Origin of the sequence: Brevundimonas sp., from assembly GCF_035561115.1 — a bacterium.
In the GTDB taxonomy this organism is placed as follows: Bacteria; Pseudomonadota; Alphaproteobacteria; order Caulobacterales; family Caulobacteraceae; genus Brevundimonas.
In genome coordinates, this window is record NZ_DATMYH010000101.1 from 1 (window position 1) to 14388 (window position 14388).

The window sequence follows — 14388 nt, forward strand, 5'->3', positions numbered from 1 at the left end:
TCCCCCGTTGGGGGAGGGGCGTCGGCGTGCAGCGACGACGGGGTGGGGGCGGCCGGCCGGCCGCGCGACGGTGAGCCGCTCCCACCCGGTCGCTTCGCGACCACCCTCCCTCAGAGAGGGAGGGAGGACGGTGCAGTTTAGCCGAACTCGGCTTCCAGGTCCGCCAGCCGGGCCGCCTGATCCTCGGCGATCAGGGCGTTCAGCAGGGGGTCGATGTCGCCCTCGAGGATCTGCGGCAGGCTGTGCAGGGTCAGGCCGATGCGGTGGTCGGTCACCCGCCCCTGCGGGAAGTTGTAGGTGCGGATGCGCTCGGACCGGTCGCCCGAGCCGACCTGCGACTTGCGGGCGTCGGACCGGGCGTTGTCCTTCATCTGGCGCTGCATGTCGTAGAGGCGGACGCGCAGGTTCTTCATCGCCTTGTCGCGGTTCACGTGCTGCGACTTCTCGGACGAGGTCACCACGATCCCCGACGGGAAGTGGGTGATGCGCACCGCGGAATCGGTCTTGTTGACGTGCTGGCCGCCCGAGCCGGAGGCGCGGAAGGTGTCAATGCGGATGTCCTTGTCCTGGATGTCGATCTCGACGTCCTCGACCTCGGGCAGGACCGCGACCGTGGCGGCCGAGGTGTGGATGCGCCCCTGCGCCTCGGTCGAGGGCACGCGCTGGACGCGGTGGACGCCGCTTTCGAACTTCAGCCGGCCGAAGACGCCGTCGCCGGTGACGGTGGCGATGATCTCCTTGTAGCCGCCGGCCTCGCCCTCGGTGGCCGAGTCGACCTCGACCTTCCAGCCGCGGTTGGCGGCGTAGCGCGAATACATTCGGAACAGGTCGCCGGCGAACAGGGCCGCCTCGTCGCCGCCGGTGCCGGCGCGGACCTCCAGCACGGCCGAGGCGTTCTCGTCGGCGTCGCGCGGGGCCAGCAGCAGGGCGACGTCGCGCTCCATGTCGGGCAGGGTCTCGCGCAGGGTCTGCAGTTCCTCGGCCGCCATTTCGGCCATCTCGGGATCCGCCGCCATGGCCTCGAGGTCGGCCATCTCGGCCCGCGTCTTCGCCAGCGCCATGACCGCGTCGGCCACCGGCTTCATCTCGGCGTGCTCCTTCGACAGGCGCACGATCTCGGCCCCGTCCGAGGCCGCGCCCATGCGCGCCTCCACCTGGTGGAAGCGGTCGAGCACCTGATCGAGCCGGGCCTGGGGCAGTCGCAAGGGAGAAGCGCCTCTTTGAAAGGGAGGCGGGTCTTTACTCCGCCGGACGCGGACCTGTCGATGCGGGGCGCGCCAGAACCGTTCCGCGCCCGAGGTCGTGGCGCAGCGCGCCATGGGCGGCCCAGTCCAGAACGGCCTGGATATAGCCCCCGGAATAGCGGGTCTCGATCCTCGATCCGTCGGGGCCGCGCTCGAACTCGATGATGCCGTGGTCGGCGTCGGGGTACTGCAGCAGGGTGATCGGACGGCCCTCGGCGGCCAGCATCGTCAGCCGCTCGCGCGTGCCCTCGGGCGGGGCCTCGGTGTCGTCGGCGGCGAGGATCCACAGGACGGGCGCGTCTACCGAGCGCAGCACGGGCATGGGGTCGTAGTCCCATGAGGTGCCGACATCGAACTCGTCCTTCAGGGCCATGATCTGCTCATTGGTCGCCTTGAGCAGCACCGAGCTGAAGTCGCCGCCGATGTCGTTCCACCAGGGCTCGGATGAATAGCGGGCGCGGACGGCGTCGAGGCCGGCGAAGCCGACGGCGCCGTTCGAGCGCACGAAGGCGGCCGTGACCTCGTGGATTTCGCGCCCTGCGGCGATGACCTCCGGACCCCAGCCCTTGGCCTCGAAGTCCTGACGCATCTCCTCGCGGTCCTCGGCCAGCGGCCCCTCGGCCATGCCGAAGCCGACGATGACGAAGTCGACCGGCGTCAGGGTCGCGGCGAGCGGAGCGACCCAGCCCCCCTGACTGCCGCCGTGCAGGCCGATGCGTCCCGCCCGCGCCCCGGCGAGGCGGCGGGCCTCGACCGCGGCGGCGGCGGCGTCGCCGGCCAGCAGGTTGAAGTCCTGGGTGTAAACGCCCCCGGAGCCGCCGGTGCCGCGCTTGTCATAGACGAAGACGCCGACGCCCGCGGCGGGCGAGAGGCGCTGGAACCAGTTGAAATCGAGGGCGCTGGACGCTTCCGACCCGTGGACCTCGACCATGATCGGGGCGGAGCCGTCGCCGGGCGGCAGGATCAGCCGACCCTTGAGCATGACGCCGCCGGCGCCGGCGAATGAGGTTTCGACTGCGATCTGGCCGATGCGCACGGCCTCGCGCCCGTCGAAGGTCAGGCGGTCGTCGCAGGCCCCCAACTGCACCTGCGAACCCCCGGGCCGGTCGGTCCAGCCCCGGGTGTTCTTCCACGAGCCGTCGGCTTCGACGGTCAGGCGCCCGCTCTGGCCGTCGAGGGTGCGCCAGCGGCCGCCGGGGCCCGTCACGGGCGCGATGTCGACCAGCCGGCCGTCTCCGGTCCGGTACAGGCCGACGTGGCAGGCGAAGGCCGGATCAGCCGGCGGCGCCGAATTGGCGGCTTTCAGGGAGGGCGGCGGCGGAGCGGGGGGCGGGGTCTGGGCCGCCGATTGCCCGGCCGTCGCCAGCAGCGCCGTCAGAACCATCACACCAAGAGCACGTTTCATGGGGGACTCCTTCTGTCAGGCATGGCTAGGGCCGGTCCGGAAGGGGGTCCAGTTACGGTTTTGACAGGCCGTTCGGCGCGAAGCGGCGATGGCGTGATCGTGACCTGGCCTCACAAGCCTGTCAGCCCGGCTTTCGTTCGCCGTTCCGGGCGCCTAACTCTGCGCCGGGCAAGGAGCGGAGGGCGCATGTTCGACGGAACGCTGAACGCGGCGATCGGAGACGGAACCGAACTGGATCGGCTGCGGGCGAGGTACGACGGCCTGCTGGCCGACCCGCCGATCCTCCCCGGAGACGAGGCGTTGGCGGAACTGGCGGGCATGGCCCGGATCTTCGACCTGGACGGGTCGCGGCCGCCGGCGGAGGTCTGGCGCGATCTGCGCGCGGTGCTGACGCGGCAGGGCGGGTCGGCCCCGGCGACGCGGGCCGCGGTTCCCGCGCACCGGACCCTGACCCTGATGGTCGTCGAGGACGACCCCGGCATGGCCTCCGACCTGACCGAGATGCTGACGGCGGCGGGGCATGGCGTGGTCGGCCCCTTCTCGGATGCGGCCGCAGCCCGGACGGCGGCGGGGCTCTACGCGCTCGACCTGGCCCTGCTGGACATCAATCTGGCCGGGGAGGGCGACGGCGTCGACCTGGCCCGGACGCTGACGCGGACCTGGGGCGTTCCGGTCATCTTCCTGACCGGCAATGTCGAGGCGGCGGCCCGGCACGCCCGGCTGGCGGCCGCCCTTGTGCTGAAGCCCTATGGCGGCCGCGACGTGCTGGACGCCATCGCCCGGACGGTCGCCGGCGGGGCCGCGGCGTCCTGACGCGCAACCAAAGACGCGGCCAAGCTTTGCGGAACGAGGCCGGGCTGTACGATCGGACTGAATGGAAACCTTTCTGCTGTTTTTCGTCGTCGGCGTGCTGGCGCAGTCGGTCGATGGCGCCCTGGGCATGGCCTATGGCGTGATCTCGTCCTCGGTGCTGCTGGCGTTCGGCGTGCCCCCCGCCATGGCCTCGGCCAGCGTGCACGGGGCGGAGGTCTTCACCACAGCCGTCTCGGCGGGCAGCCATATCGCGCACCGGAACGTGGACTGGCGACTACTGGTCCCGCTGGCCGTCGCCGGGGTCATCGGCGGCTGCGTCGGCGCCTATGTGCTGACCGGGATCGAGGGCGACGTCATCAAGCCGTTCGTGATCGCCTATCTGGGGGGAATGGGCCTCTACATCCTCTGGCGGGCGGGCCATGACATCCTGCTTCGCCACATCCCGTCATGGGTCACCTGGCCGCTGGGACTGGTCGGCGGCTTCCTCGACGCCGTGGGCGGGGGCGGCTGGGGCCCGACGGTGTCCTCGACCCTGGTCGGGGCCGGGCAGGAGCCGCGCCGGGCCATCGGCACGGCCAATACGGCGGAGTTCTTTCTGACGGTGGCGATCAGCGCCTCCTTCGTCTGGGCCCTGATGACCGGCCACTGGGCCGACGCCGGGGCGCTGGAAAACCATGCGACGGCGGTCGGCGGACTGGTTGTCGGCGGACTGGTTGCGGCGCCCTTTGCGGGGCTGATCGCCAAGCGGGTGCCGCGCAAGGTCCTGACCTATGCGGTCGGCGCGGTATTGCTGCTGCTGGCGGGCTTCCAGGGACTGCAGCTGGCGGGGGTGCTGGCGTGAGGGGCAACGAACAAAGAGCGTTGCAGTTCAACCATAGTGTGTCGGCTAGCTTATATACGCCCGTAGGGCTGGTGAGCTAACCCTCGGCCAGTATCCGCCGTTGCGGATCGTTCCTGAGGGGGAACCCAATGAAAAAGTCTATCGCGGCCGCGCTTTGCGCGAGCCTGGTTCTTGGCGCGTGTGCATCGTCGCCGGACAACATCAGCAGCCAGTTCGTCTCGCCGGTGCTCTATGAGGGATACAGCTGCGACCAGATCAAACTGGACCTGATCCGGATTGACAGCCGCGTGACGATCCTCACCGGCCAGCAACGCCGGCGTGCATCGCAGGACGCCTGGGCCGTGGGTGGGGCGTTGATCTTTTGGCCCGCGCTTTTCTTCCTGATGCGCGGTGACAAGGCCGACGAACTGGGCCGTCTGAAGGGCGAGTACGACGCCCTGAACACCGTCGCCCAACAAAAGCAATGTGCTTTCCAGGCGGCGTCTGCCCAGCCCGCCGCCAGCTGATTCAGGGAGAGATTCGCTGCCACCCTGTGGTGGTCGGCGGAGATCAAAACGGCGGCTCCTGATGGAGCCGCCGCTTTCGTTTCTCAGCCCGGCCGGGTTCCCATGAAGCTCGGCCGGGTCTCGATCGCCTCGTGCAGGGCGACCAGATGCGGGCGGCCCTTCCGCCAGTCGAAGCCGGGGTGGCGGAAGCCGATCCAGGCCACGGCGACGCCGGCGGTGATGACGCCCATGTCCAGCTTGTTCGCGTCCGGCGCAGCGGCCTCGAGGGCGTCCAGCGCCCGGCCCATGTTCTGCGTCCAGCGGGCGATCCAGGACGGCGAGCGTTCGCTTTCGGGGCGGCGCATCTCCAGCACCAGTTTCACGCCCATCTCGAGCGCGGCGTTGGCCTGGGTCTCCATCCGCCGCACGGCGAGGCGTTCGGGTCCGTCGGCGGGCAGCAGGCGGGGGCCGGCGCCGAGGCCGTCGAGATATTCGCAGATCACCGGACTGTCGCTGACCGGCAGGCCGTCCCCGGCGATCAGGGTCGGGACCTGGACGATCGGGTTGGCGGCCAGCAGCTCGGGCGCATTGGCGTAGGGATCGACCGCGATCTCCTCGATCCGGCTGATCAGACCTTTTTCACGCGCGACGATGCGGCATTTGCGGGCGAAGGGCGACGGGACGGTGATGTAGAGCTTCATGTCGCCTTTCCAGCGAGACGCCGGGCTATTCGGCGGGTTCGAGCACCGGCGGGGCGGGCAGCAGCGCACGCGCCGCGTCCAGCTCGGCGGCCTTGCGTTCGACCAGATGGACGATCTCGTCGATCATGCCCTCATTGGCCTGCTTGAACGCCATCTTGCCGTTGACATAGATCATGCCCGAGCCGGCCCCGCCGCCGGTGAAGCCAACGTCCGTGTACAGAGCTTCGCCCGGTCCGTTGACGACGCAGCCGATGATCGACAGCGACATCGGCGTGGTCACATGGGCCAGCTTCTCTTCCAGGATGCCGACGGTCTCGATGACGTTGAAGCCCTGACGCGCGCAGGACGGGCAGGCGATGATGTTGACCCCCCGGTGGCGCAGGCCCAGCGACTTGAGGATGTCGAACCCGACCTTGATCTCCTCGACCGGGTCAGCGGCGAGAGAGACGCGGATGGTGTCGCCGATGCCGGCCCACAGCATGTTGCCCATGCCGATGGCCGATTTGATGGTGCCCGAGCGCAGCGGCCCCGCCTCGGTGACGCCGAGGTGCAGGGGACAGTCGATGGCCTCGGCCAGCTGCTGATAGGCGGCGACGGTCAGGAAGGGGTCGGACGCCTTCACCGAAATCTTGAATTCGTGGAAGTCGTGGTCCTGCAGGATGCGGGCGTGGTTGAGGGCGCTCTCGACCATGGCCTCGGGGCAGGGCTCGCCGTATTTTTCCAGCAGGTCGCGCTCCAGCGAGCCGGCGTTGACGCCTATCCGCATCGAGCAGCCGTGGTCCTTGGCCGCCTGGATCACCTCGCGGACGCGGTCGGGCGAGCCGATGTTGCCGGGATTGATGCGCAGGCAGGCGGCGCCCGCCCGGGCCGCCTCGATGCCGCGCTTGTAGTGGAAATGGATGTCGGCGACGAGCGGGACCCGGGCTTCGCGCGCGATCTGGCGGAAGGCGGCGGTGGACTCCTCGTCGGGGCAGGAGACGCGGACGATGTCGGCCCCGGCCTCTTCCAGCTGGCGGATCTGGTCGATCGTCGCCGCCGCGTCCGAGGTCGGCGTATTGGTCATCGACTGGACGCTGATGGGCGCGTCGCCGCCCACGGGCACGCTGCCGACCATGATCTGGCGGCTCTTGCGGCGCTCGATGTGACGCCAGGGACGGATGTGCGAATGGTCAGCGCTCATGACAGCGCAACATAGGCGTTCGATTGCGGCAAGGCCACGACGTGTGCTGTCGCAATCAGCCGCCGGCGGCCGTGACCATGGCGGACTGGACCGTGGCGGCCCGGGTCCGGGCCTCGGCCTGGGCGGCCTGGGTGCGGGCGGCGACCTCGGCGGCGGCCTGACGGGCCAGGGCCTGGGCCCGGACGTTGAGCTGGGCCAGCGGCGTCAGGGCGGCTTCCAGCGCGCCGCCGTGTTCGCCGTTCAGATAGACGTCGAAGGCGGTCGGGTCGGAGACGTCGACCGTGGCGGCCACGCCGACCGGGGCGCGCCAGGCGTCGCCGGGGGCCAGCTGGCGGGCGAACAGCACCCGGCCGTCGGCCATCCGGACCACCAGGCTGGCAGCCTTGCGGGCCTGGATCACCACCTGGGAGGCGCTGGCCGAGGCGCCGTAGATGGCGCCGCGGGGATTGAAGGCCCGTTGCACCGGCGAGGCGGACGAGGCGGCTGCGGCGAGGCCCTCGGGGGACGCCGGATCGACGCCCGTCAGCTCGGCCTCGAGGCCCGGCGTGACGTAGAGGGCGGGAATTGTCTGATCGGGCGGCGCCGGCTGGGGCGCCGACAGCCGCAGGGCGCTCTGGCCCGGGACGGCGCCCAGGGTCCAGCTTTCGGGCACGGCGGCGATGTCGGACGGCTGGGGCGCGCGCATCAGGCTGACGCGCTGGAACACGTTCCAGCCGACCACCGCCACGATCAGGGCCAGGCCGGCGGCGATCAGGCGGGGCGAATAACGGCGGACGTCCTCGAAGGCGACGCCGACCGGGGCCTGAAGCGGCACCGAGGGATCGGGAGTCTCGCGCTTGAACCGCTCGACCGCCAGCTGCTCGTCCAGACCCAGGGCGTCGGCGTAGGCGCGGACATAGCCGATCGAGAAGACGCGGTTGGGCAGGGTCGAAAAGTCGTTCTGCTCGAGGGCCGTCAGATAGCGGACGGGGACGCGGGTGACGGCGGACAGTTCGGCCAGGGACCGGCCCGACTGCTCGCGGGCGACACGCAGGCCGTCGCCGAGCGTCGGCGCGTCCGTAATGGAGGGAACGACGTCCTTCCATTCGGGATGGGCCCGGAATTCTTCGGACCTGTTCCCCGTATCCAGCGCCATCGGACCTGATCCCACACTCGGCGCGCCCGGGGAGTGCCCGTGCGCCGCCGTACTCGAACCCGCGGCCTGTATCATATCGGGATGACAGTTCGGGCCTGCCCCCGCAGACCACCCGGTTCCGGCTTGTGGATAACTCATTAGGGTTGACCGATCAACGATTTGTTAGGCGTACCGGCCAATTTCGGCGCGGGACAATCAGATCGTGACGTTCAATTTCCGGGCCAGGGATTCCAGCTCGCCGCGGATCGATCCGGCCGAGGAGCCGAGCAGATTGGTCATGCCCCGACGGGCCGCCGGCAGGTCGGCCGACAGGATCATCCGCTTGACCGGTCCGACGCCGCCGGCGGGGGCCGAAAGCCGGGTGAAACCCAGCGTCAGCAGGGCGAAGGCCTCCAGCGGCTTGCCGGCCAGTTCGCCGCACACCGAGACCGGCGTGCCGGTGTCGGCGCATTTCTTCTGGATCTCGGCCAGGGCGCGCAGGGCGGGCGGCGACAGGGGGTCGTAGCGCTCGGACACCAGCGGGTTGGTGCGGTCGGCGGCGAACATGTACTGGAACAGGTCATTGGTGCCGATCGAGACGAAGTCGGTCAGCGGCAGCAGCGCGTCCAGGTGCCACAGCAGGCTGGGGCATTCGATCATGGCCCCGACCCGCAGCAGGGCCGGCAGGGCCCGGCCCCGGCGTTTGGCCCAGGCGCATTCGACATCGACCAGTTCGCGGGCGGCGCGGAACTCGTCCACCGTGGCGATCATCGGGAACATGACGCGCAGCTCGCGCCCGGCTGCGGCGGTCAGCAGCGCGCGCAGCTGGAGCCGCAGCAGGCCGGGCCGGTCCAGGCCCAGACGGATGGCGCGGCGGCCGAGGGCCGGGTTCTCTTCCCGCTCGGTCTCCAGATAGGGCAGGACCTTGTCGCCGCCGATGTCGAGGGTGCGGAAGATGACGGGCCGGTCGCCGGCGGTGTCGAGCACCAGTTTGTAGAGGGCCGTCTGGCTGTTCAGCCGGGGCAGTTCCTCGGACACCATGAACTGGAATTCGGTGCGGAACAGGCCGATGCCCTCGGCCCCCGTGGCGTCGAGATTTTCCAGATCGACGGCGAGGCCGGCGTTGGTCAGGAGGGTGATGCGGGTTCCATCGAGGGTGACGGCGGGCACGTCGCGCAGCTTGGCGAATTCGGCCTGGCGTTCGCTGCGCACCAGCATGCGCGACTGGACCGCGGCCAGCATGTCGGGCCGGGGGCGCAGATAGGTCTCGCCGGTCTCGCCGTCGACGATGACCAGATCGCCCTCGGACAGGCGGTCGCGCAGGCCCATGATGCGGCCGACGCAGGGGATCTGCAGGGCCCGGGCGACGATGGCGGCGTGGCTGGCGGCCGAGCCCTCCTCGAGCAGCAGCCCCCTCAGCTTGTGGCGCGGATATTCCAGCAGGTCGGCGGGGCCCAGGTTGCGGGCCACAAGGATGGCGTCGTCGGGCAGGTCGCGCTCGCCGGGCCTGTCGCCGGCCAACACCCGCAGCAGCCGGTTCGCCAGATCCTCGAAGTCGTGCAGCCGCTCCTTGATGTAAGGGTCGCGGGCCTGGGCGAAGCGGGCGCGATGTTCATTGCGAACGCGGTCCACGGCGGCCTCGGCCGTCAGCCCGGTGCGCACGGCTTCTTCCAGCGACCGGTTCCAGCCGCGGTCGTCGGCGAACATGCGGTAGGTTTCCAGCACTTCGAACGACTGGCCGGCCAGCTTGCCCTGACCGCCGTCGAGGATGGAGTCGATATTGGCCTTGAGCCCGATCAGGGCCTCGCGGAGACGGATCTCCTCGACCTGCTGGTTCTCGGCCAGCAGGTTCTCAGGCGGCACCGGCGCCTCGTGCAGGATGACGTGGCCATAGGCCAGGCCTTCCGCGAACCGCTGGCCCTTGAGGCGTTCGGGGCGGTGCGGCGCCACCTCGATGTCGCGCAGTTCGTCCTGGGCCAGCAATTCGCCCGAGGCCACGGTCTCAGCCAGCACCATGGCGATGGTCTGGATGTCCTCGACCTCCTCCTCGTCATAGCGCCGCTCGGAGCGGTTCTGGACGACCAGCACGCCGATGGCCCGGCCGCCGCGCAGCAGGGGGGCGCCGAGGAAGGCGTGGTAGGGGTCTTCGCCGGTTTCCGGGCGGTAGGCGAAGCTGGGATGGGACGGGGCGTCCGACAGGCTGATCGGGGCGGCGGTGCGGGCCACCTCGCCGACAAGGCCTTCGCCGGGGCGCAGCCGGGTCTTGTGCACGGCCTCGGGGTTCAGACCCTGGGTGGCGAACAGTTCCAGCTCGCCCGAGGCGCGGCGCAGATAGATGGAGCAGACCTCGGCCACCATCGACTGGGCGATGGTGCGCACGACCATGTCCAGCCGCTCCTGCGCCGGAGCCGCGCCGGCCATGGCCTCGCGGATCTGGCGAAGGAGGTTGCGCGGCCCCCTCGTCGTCAATCCGCCCACCGGCATGCCGTCGTCCTACAGTCTGACGCCGACGCGCGCTGCGACGGCTACGGTTACACCATACAGAACTACCGTCAGCGCGCACCCGGCGAGAAGCGCGGGCCAGAAGCCGACGCCCCGCCGCAACAGCGCGGGGATCAGCAGGAACATGGGCAGGGACGGGAGCACATACCAGAAGGTCGCCTGCGCATGATCCGCCAGGCGGGCGGGGTCGCGAGTGTCGCGCCACAGCCAGATCATGCCCAGCACCGAGACCAGCGGCAGGGACGCGAACAGGGCGCCGAGCGCGGCGTTGCGGCGCGCCGTCTCGGACACCAGCCCCACCAGAAGGCCGGACAGCAGGGCCTTGATGACCCCGTACAGCATCAGACGGTTTCGAGGCCGTAGGCGGCGTGCAGCGCACGAACGGCCAGTTCCGCATAGGCCGCGTCGATCAGGACGCTGATCTTGATCTCGGACGTCGAGATGGCCTGGAATTTCACCCCCTTGTCGGCGAGGGCCCGGAACATGGTCTGGGCCACGCCGGCGTGGCTGCGCATGCCGACCCCGACGACCGAGACCTTGGCCACGTCCTCGTCGACGCGCAGCTCCTCGAAGCCGATCTCGTGCTGGGCCGCGCGCATCAGCTCGGCGGCCCGGGCGGCGTCCCTGCGGCCCGTGGTGAAGGTCAGGTTGACCGCCCCCTCGCTGCGCGCCTGCGACTGGACGATCATGTCGACATTGACGTTGGCCTCGGCCAGCCGGGTGAAGACGTCGGCGGGGGCCTCGACCCGGTCGGACAGGCCCAGCAGGGTGATGCGGGCTTCGTCTCGGCTCATGGTGACGCCGGATACGATGCGTTTTTCCACGATTTCCTCCTCGTCGCAGATCAGGGTGCCGGCGTTGGCGGGCAGGGCCCCGTTCTCGTCGGGTTCGATGAAGCTTGATAGCACGCGCAGCGGCACCTGTTTGGCCATGGCCAGTTCGACCGAGCGCGTCTGCAGCACCTTGGCCCCCAGCGAGGCCATCTCCAGCATCTCCTCGTAGGAGATCTTCTCGAGGCGGCGGGCGCGGCTCTCGATGCGGGGATCGGTGGTGTAGACGCCGTCGACGTCGGTGTAGATGTCGCACGGGCAGTTCAGGGCCGCGGCCACGGCCACCGCCGAGGTGTCCGAGCCGCCGCGGCCCAGGGTGGTGATCCGGCCGCTGCGGCTGACGCCCTGGAAGCCGGGGACGACGGCGATCTCGCCCTTGTCCATGGCGGCGCCGAGGACCTCGCCGGGCACGTCCTCGATGCGGGCGCGGCCATGGGCCTCGTCGGTCAGGATCGGGATCTGCCAGCCCATCCAGGTGCGGGCGTTGAGGCCCATGTTGCGCAGGGTCAGGGCCAGCAAGCCTGCCGTAACCTGTTCGCCCGAGGCGACGACGACGTCGTATTCGTCGTCGGACAGTTCGATGCCTTGCGCGGGGCGGCCGGCGCCGTCGGTCCAGGCGACCAGCTCGTTTGTCTTGCCGGCCATGGCGGAGACGACGACGGCGACCTGTTTGCCGCTGGCGGCCTCGGCGGCGACGATGCGGGCGGCGCGGCGGATGCGTTCGAGGTCGCCCATGGACGTGCCGCCGAACTTCATCACCAGTCGTGCTGTGGCTGGCCGCGTCATCGTGGCGGATCGTCCCGTCTTGCGTGGAAGGCCGCGCGGGTTCATCCCTCGGCCCATGGCCGCTTCTAACGACACGGTATCGGCGCGCAAACCCCAAAGCCGCCCGGATTCCAGCGATCAGGCGCGGGGGGCGTCGATCGATCCCGCCGACGTGGCGCGCTTTTCGGCCCAGGCGGCCGAATGGTGGGGCGCGCGCGGGCCGTTCGCGCCGCTGCACAAATTCAATCCGGCGCGGCTGGCCTTCGTCCGCGACCGGGCGGCGGAGCGGTTCGGGCGGGACGTGAAGACCCGGGCGCCGTTCGCAGGCCTGACCCTGCTGGACATCGGCTGCGGCGGCGGCCTGATCGCCGAACCGATGCGGCGGCTGGGCTTCGACGTCACCGCGATCGACGCCTCGGCCGAGAACATCGGCACGGCCCGGGCGCACGCTGAACAGCAGGGTCTCGACATCGCCTACCGCGCGGCGACTGTGGAACAGTTGGAGGCCGAGGGGGCCGGGCCGTTCGACGTGGTCCTGACCATGGAGGTGATCGAGCACGTCGCCGACCCGGAGGCCTTCATCCGCGCCTGTTCGCGGCTGGTGAAGCCGGGCGGGATGATGGTCGTGGCCACCCTGAACCGGACGCTGAAGTCGCTGGCCCTGGGCAAGATCGCGGCGGAATACATATTGCGCTGGGTGCCGGCCGGGACCCACGACTGGAACCAGTTCCTCAAGCCCGACGAGATCCGGCTGATGCTCAGCGAGGAGCCGGTGGCTGTGAGCGGACCGTTTGGTTTGGCCTGGGATCCGTTCACCGACCGCTGGAGCGAAAGCGACGACGCCGGGATCAACTACATGATGATCGCGACGCGGGACTGACCGGCGGCGGATGTCGCGGATACGGCGCCGGATTCGTGGTCAACCTGGCCGAAATGGTCGGTGTTTCCGTGATCGAAATCGTCATCGGCTGACCAGCGGAGGCTTACGGCGAATTCACCCACCTTTCGGGGATGTAACGGGACAGCCAGGCTTGGTGATGGGATGAGGCGGCATCCCCGAACGGAGCCTTCCATGAAACGCCTTCTGATCCTTTCCGCCCTGTCCGCCGCCCTGATGACCTCGGCCTGCGTCACCGTGATCGACGCCGGCGATGACGACGACTTCGCCTGGCACGGCGAGAACGCCCAGCCGTTCGACGCCGCGCGGGACGAATGCCGCGCCTCGACCCGTCACGGCCAGCGCAGCGAAGCCTTCCGCGACTGCATGGCCGCCAAGGGCTGGACCCGCAGCTAGGCTCGCAGATCCCGCACCATGTAGCGGGCGTCCGGCCCGTAGCTGGCCAGTTTGGCCCTCAGGGCCGGGGTGTCCACCACAGCGAAGCCGCGCCTTTCCCAGAAGGGCGCGGCGTCGTTGACCGCGACAAGGGCCAGCGCCGGCCAGCCGGCGGCGCGGGCCTGACCGGCCAGACGCTCGACGATCATTGCTGACCAGCCGCCGCCACGGACATCGGGGTGCAGGGCCAGGTCGTGCAGATACAGGACCGACGCGTCGGCCGGGATCGCCTCGATCAGGGTGTTCAGCGCCGGCGCCGCCTCCGCCCGCCACGGATAGGCGACCAGATAGCCGCGCGGCTCATCCGCCTCGTCCGCGAGGACGAAACAGCCGGACGGGTTCAGCATCAGCCGGTTCCCGAAACAGTCGCGGCCCTCGAAATGATCGGGAAAGCCGATCGCGGCGATGTCGGCGACGGCGTCCAGATCGGCCGCCGTCATCGCCCGCCAGTTCAGGCGGGGCAGCGGGTGTTCAGCGGGGCCGCCCTGAAATTCCATTCCATGCTCCGCGCCTGGCCGCCGATCTCGCCCTCGATCCGGGCCTTGAGGGCGTCGCCGTCGCGTTCATAGATGACCCGCGTCGGAAAGTCGTTTTCGGCGTTGGCGAACACCGCCCGGGCCGGGCCGCTTTCGGCGAGGACGAAGGCGGTGGGCGGGACGCCGCCCGGCTGGGCGACATAGGCGAAGCCCTGCGGCGTCGGGCCGATGTGGGAGACCTCGAACGAGGCGCGGCCGCCCTGGACGGTGACCGCATGGCCGACGCTGAGGCCGGCGCGCGGGTCGCTCCAGGTCTCGGAGGCCTCGCGGCCGTCGGAGCAGTCCAGCCAGTAGCCGGCCATCCACGACAGGTCGGGCGTGGCGGGAGGCGCGGTCTGGATCAGGGCGGCGGCGAGCATGGCGGTCAGCATGTGGATGTCCCCTCGGTTGCGTGGCGGGACCCTAGTGCGGCGACAGCGGTCCCGGCTTGTAGGATTGCGACGCGATCCGCCGCGCCAGCCCGACCTGGTCCCGCGCCCATTCTGTGGCGGTGCAGCCCAGGAAGCGCCGGAAGTCGCGGGCCAGCTGCGGCTGATCAAAGTACCCCGCTTCGAGACCCGCCTCGAGCCAGCCGAGGGCGTCGGGTCCTTCCGCGTGATCGAAGACGCGGCGGAAGCGCAGGATCGAGCGCAGCATGCG

The 14388-nt window shown here is 70.1% G+C and carries 16 protein-coding genes; 5 read left to right on the forward strand and 11 right to left on the reverse strand.

Annotated elements, in window-relative coordinates:
• Positions 1–137: 137 nt before the first annotated feature.
• The gene (gene prfA, locus VN378_RS13065; protein WP_325744014.1) at positions 138–1205 is read right to left on the reverse strand and encodes a peptide chain release factor 1; all 1068 of its coding nucleotides are present in this window, start codon (positions 1203–1205) and stop codon (positions 138–140) included.
• A 34-nt stretch (positions 1206–1239) separates the two neighbouring features.
• On the reverse strand, positions 1240–2649 hold the full coding sequence (locus VN378_RS13070; RefSeq protein ID WP_325744015.1) for a hypothetical protein: 1410 nt from the start codon (positions 2647–2649) through the stop codon (positions 1240–1242).
• Between the two features lie 186 nt (positions 2650–2835).
• On the opposite strand from VN378_RS13070, the gene VN378_RS13075 reads away from it, so the two are divergent.
• The 3 genes from VN378_RS13075 (at position 2836) to VN378_RS13085 (ending at position 4809) form a co-directional block, all read left to right on the forward strand.
• Positions 2836–3462, forward strand: coding sequence for a response regulator (locus tag VN378_RS13075; protein WP_325744016.1), 627 nt, complete (start codon positions 2836–2838; stop codon positions 3460–3462).
• Between the two features lie 61 nt (positions 3463–3523).
• Entirely contained in the window at positions 3524–4303 is a 780-nt protein-coding gene (locus VN378_RS13080; RefSeq protein ID WP_325744017.1) for a sulfite exporter TauE/SafE family protein, read from the forward strand.
• Positions 4304–4431: 128 nt separating this feature from the next.
• On the forward strand, positions 4432–4809 hold the full coding sequence (locus VN378_RS13085; protein ID WP_325744018.1) for a hypothetical protein: 378 nt from the start codon (positions 4432–4434) through the stop codon (positions 4807–4809).
• A gap of 83 nt (positions 4810–4892) precedes the next feature.
• Here VN378_RS13085 and VN378_RS13090 read toward each other — a convergent pair whose 3' ends face one another.
• The 6 genes from VN378_RS13090 to VN378_RS13115 all read right to left on the reverse strand — a co-directional run bounded on the left by VN378_RS13090 (position 4893) and on the right by VN378_RS13115 (position 11901).
• Entirely contained in the window at positions 4893–5489 is a 597-nt protein-coding gene (locus VN378_RS13090) for a glutathione S-transferase N-terminal domain-containing protein (RefSeq protein ID WP_325744019.1), read from the reverse strand.
• A gap of 25 nt (positions 5490–5514) precedes the next feature.
• Positions 5515–6669 (reverse strand): flavodoxin-dependent (E)-4-hydroxy-3-methylbut-2-enyl-diphosphate synthase, encoded by a 1155-nt coding sequence (gene ispG / locus VN378_RS13095; protein WP_325744020.1) that lies wholly within the window; start codon positions 6667–6669, stop codon positions 5515–5517.
• Between the two features lie 55 nt (positions 6670–6724).
• Positions 6725–7804, reverse strand: a complete 1080-nt coding sequence (locus tag VN378_RS13100) for a helix-turn-helix domain-containing protein (protein WP_325744021.1) — start codon at positions 7802–7804, stop codon at positions 6725–6727.
• Between the two features lie 195 nt (positions 7805–7999).
• Positions 8000–10267, reverse strand: a complete 2268-nt coding sequence (ptsP, locus tag VN378_RS13105; protein ID WP_325744022.1) for a phosphoenolpyruvate--protein phosphotransferase — start codon at positions 10265–10267, stop codon at positions 8000–8002.
• A gap of 9 nt (positions 10268–10276) precedes the next feature.
• Positions 10277–10627, reverse strand: coding sequence for a DUF3147 family protein (locus tag VN378_RS13110; protein ID WP_325744023.1), 351 nt, complete (start codon positions 10625–10627; stop codon positions 10277–10279).
• The gene (locus VN378_RS13115; protein ID WP_325744024.1) at positions 10627–11901 is read right to left on the reverse strand and encodes an aspartate kinase; all 1275 of its coding nucleotides are present in this window, start codon (positions 11899–11901) and stop codon (positions 10627–10629) included. Before VN378_RS13115 ends, VN378_RS13110 begins: the two co-directional genes overlap by 1 nt.
• Before the next feature lie 55 nt (positions 11902–11956).
• Between VN378_RS13115 and ubiG the strand changes: the two genes are divergently transcribed.
• Both ubiG and VN378_RS13125 read left to right on the forward strand, forming a co-directional pair.
• Positions 11957–12760: a bifunctional 2-polyprenyl-6-hydroxyphenol methylase/3-demethylubiquinol 3-O-methyltransferase UbiG gene (gene ubiG, locus VN378_RS13120; RefSeq protein ID WP_325744025.1), complete on the forward strand. Its 804-nt coding sequence runs from the start codon at positions 11957–11959 to the stop codon at positions 12758–12760.
• Between the two features lie 192 nt (positions 12761–12952).
• Complete coding sequence (locus tag VN378_RS13125; protein WP_325744026.1) at positions 12953–13174, forward strand: hypothetical protein; 222 nt, start codon at positions 12953–12955, stop codon at positions 13172–13174.
• Here VN378_RS13125 and VN378_RS13130 read toward each other — a convergent pair.
• The 3 genes from VN378_RS13130 to VN378_RS13140 form a co-directional block, all read right to left on the reverse strand.
• Positions 13171–13710: a GNAT family N-acetyltransferase gene (locus VN378_RS13130; RefSeq protein WP_325744027.1), complete on the reverse strand. Its 540-nt coding sequence runs from the start codon at positions 13708–13710 to the stop codon at positions 13171–13173. The genes VN378_RS13125 and VN378_RS13130 overlap by 4 nt on opposite strands.
• Positions 13665–14120: a DUF6265 family protein gene (locus tag VN378_RS13135; protein WP_325744028.1), complete on the reverse strand. Its 456-nt coding sequence runs from the start codon at positions 14118–14120 to the stop codon at positions 13665–13667. Before VN378_RS13135 ends, VN378_RS13130 begins: the two co-directional genes overlap by 46 nt.
• 31 nt (positions 14121–14151) lie before the next feature.
• On the reverse strand, positions 14152–14388 hold a 237-nt coding region (locus VN378_RS13140; RefSeq protein WP_325744029.1), incomplete at its 5' end, for a hypothetical protein.

Excerpts from the sequence above, each read along its gene's own strand:
- VN378_RS13070 (WP_325744015.1), bottom strand. The coding sequence starts at position 2,649 with ATGAAACGTGCTCTTGGTGTGATGGTTCTGACGGCGCTGCTGGCGACG.
- ubiG (WP_325744025.1), top strand. The coding sequence starts at position 11,957 with ATGGCCGCTTCTAACGACACGGTATCGGCGCGCAAACCCCAAAGCCGC.
- VN378_RS13080 (WP_325744017.1), top strand. The coding sequence starts at position 3,524 with ATGGAAACCTTTCTGCTGTTTTTCGTCGTCGGCGTGCTGGCGCAGTCG.
- VN378_RS13090 (WP_325744019.1), bottom strand. The coding sequence starts at position 5,489 with ATGAAGCTCTACATCACCGTCCCGTCGCCCTTCGCCCGCAAATGCCGC.
- VN378_RS13110 (WP_325744023.1), bottom strand. The coding sequence starts at position 10,627 with ATGCTGTACGGGGTCATCAAGGCCCTGCTGTCCGGCCTTCTGGTGGGG.
- VN378_RS13125 (WP_325744026.1), top strand. The coding sequence starts at position 12,953 with ATGAAACGCCTTCTGATCCTTTCCGCCCTGTCCGCCGCCCTGATGACC.
- VN378_RS13100 (WP_325744021.1), bottom strand. The coding sequence starts at position 7,804 with ATGGCGCTGGATACGGGGAACAGGTCCGAAGAATTCCGGGCCCATCCC.
- ispG (WP_325744020.1), bottom strand. The coding sequence starts at position 6,669 with ATGAGCGCTGACCATTCGCACATCCGTCCCTGGCGTCACATCGAGCGC.
- VN378_RS13135 (WP_325744028.1), bottom strand. The coding sequence starts at position 14,120 with ATGCTGACCGCCATGCTCGCCGCCGCCCTGATCCAGACCGCGCCTCCC.
- VN378_RS13075 (WP_325744016.1), top strand. The coding sequence starts at position 2,836 with ATGTTCGACGGAACGCTGAACGCGGCGATCGGAGACGGAACCGAACTG.
- VN378_RS13085 (WP_325744018.1), top strand. The coding sequence starts at position 4,432 with ATGAAAAAGTCTATCGCGGCCGCGCTTTGCGCGAGCCTGGTTCTTGGC.
- VN378_RS13130 (WP_325744027.1), bottom strand. The coding sequence starts at position 13,710 with ATGGAATTTCAGGGCGGCCCCGCTGAACACCCGCTGCCCCGCCTGAAC.
- ptsP (WP_325744022.1), bottom strand. The coding sequence starts at position 10,267 with ATGCCGGTGGGCGGATTGACGACGAGGGGGCCGCGCAACCTCCTTCGC.
- VN378_RS13115 (WP_325744024.1), bottom strand. The coding sequence starts at position 11,901 with ATGACGCGGCCAGCCACAGCACGACTGGTGATGAAGTTCGGCGGCACG.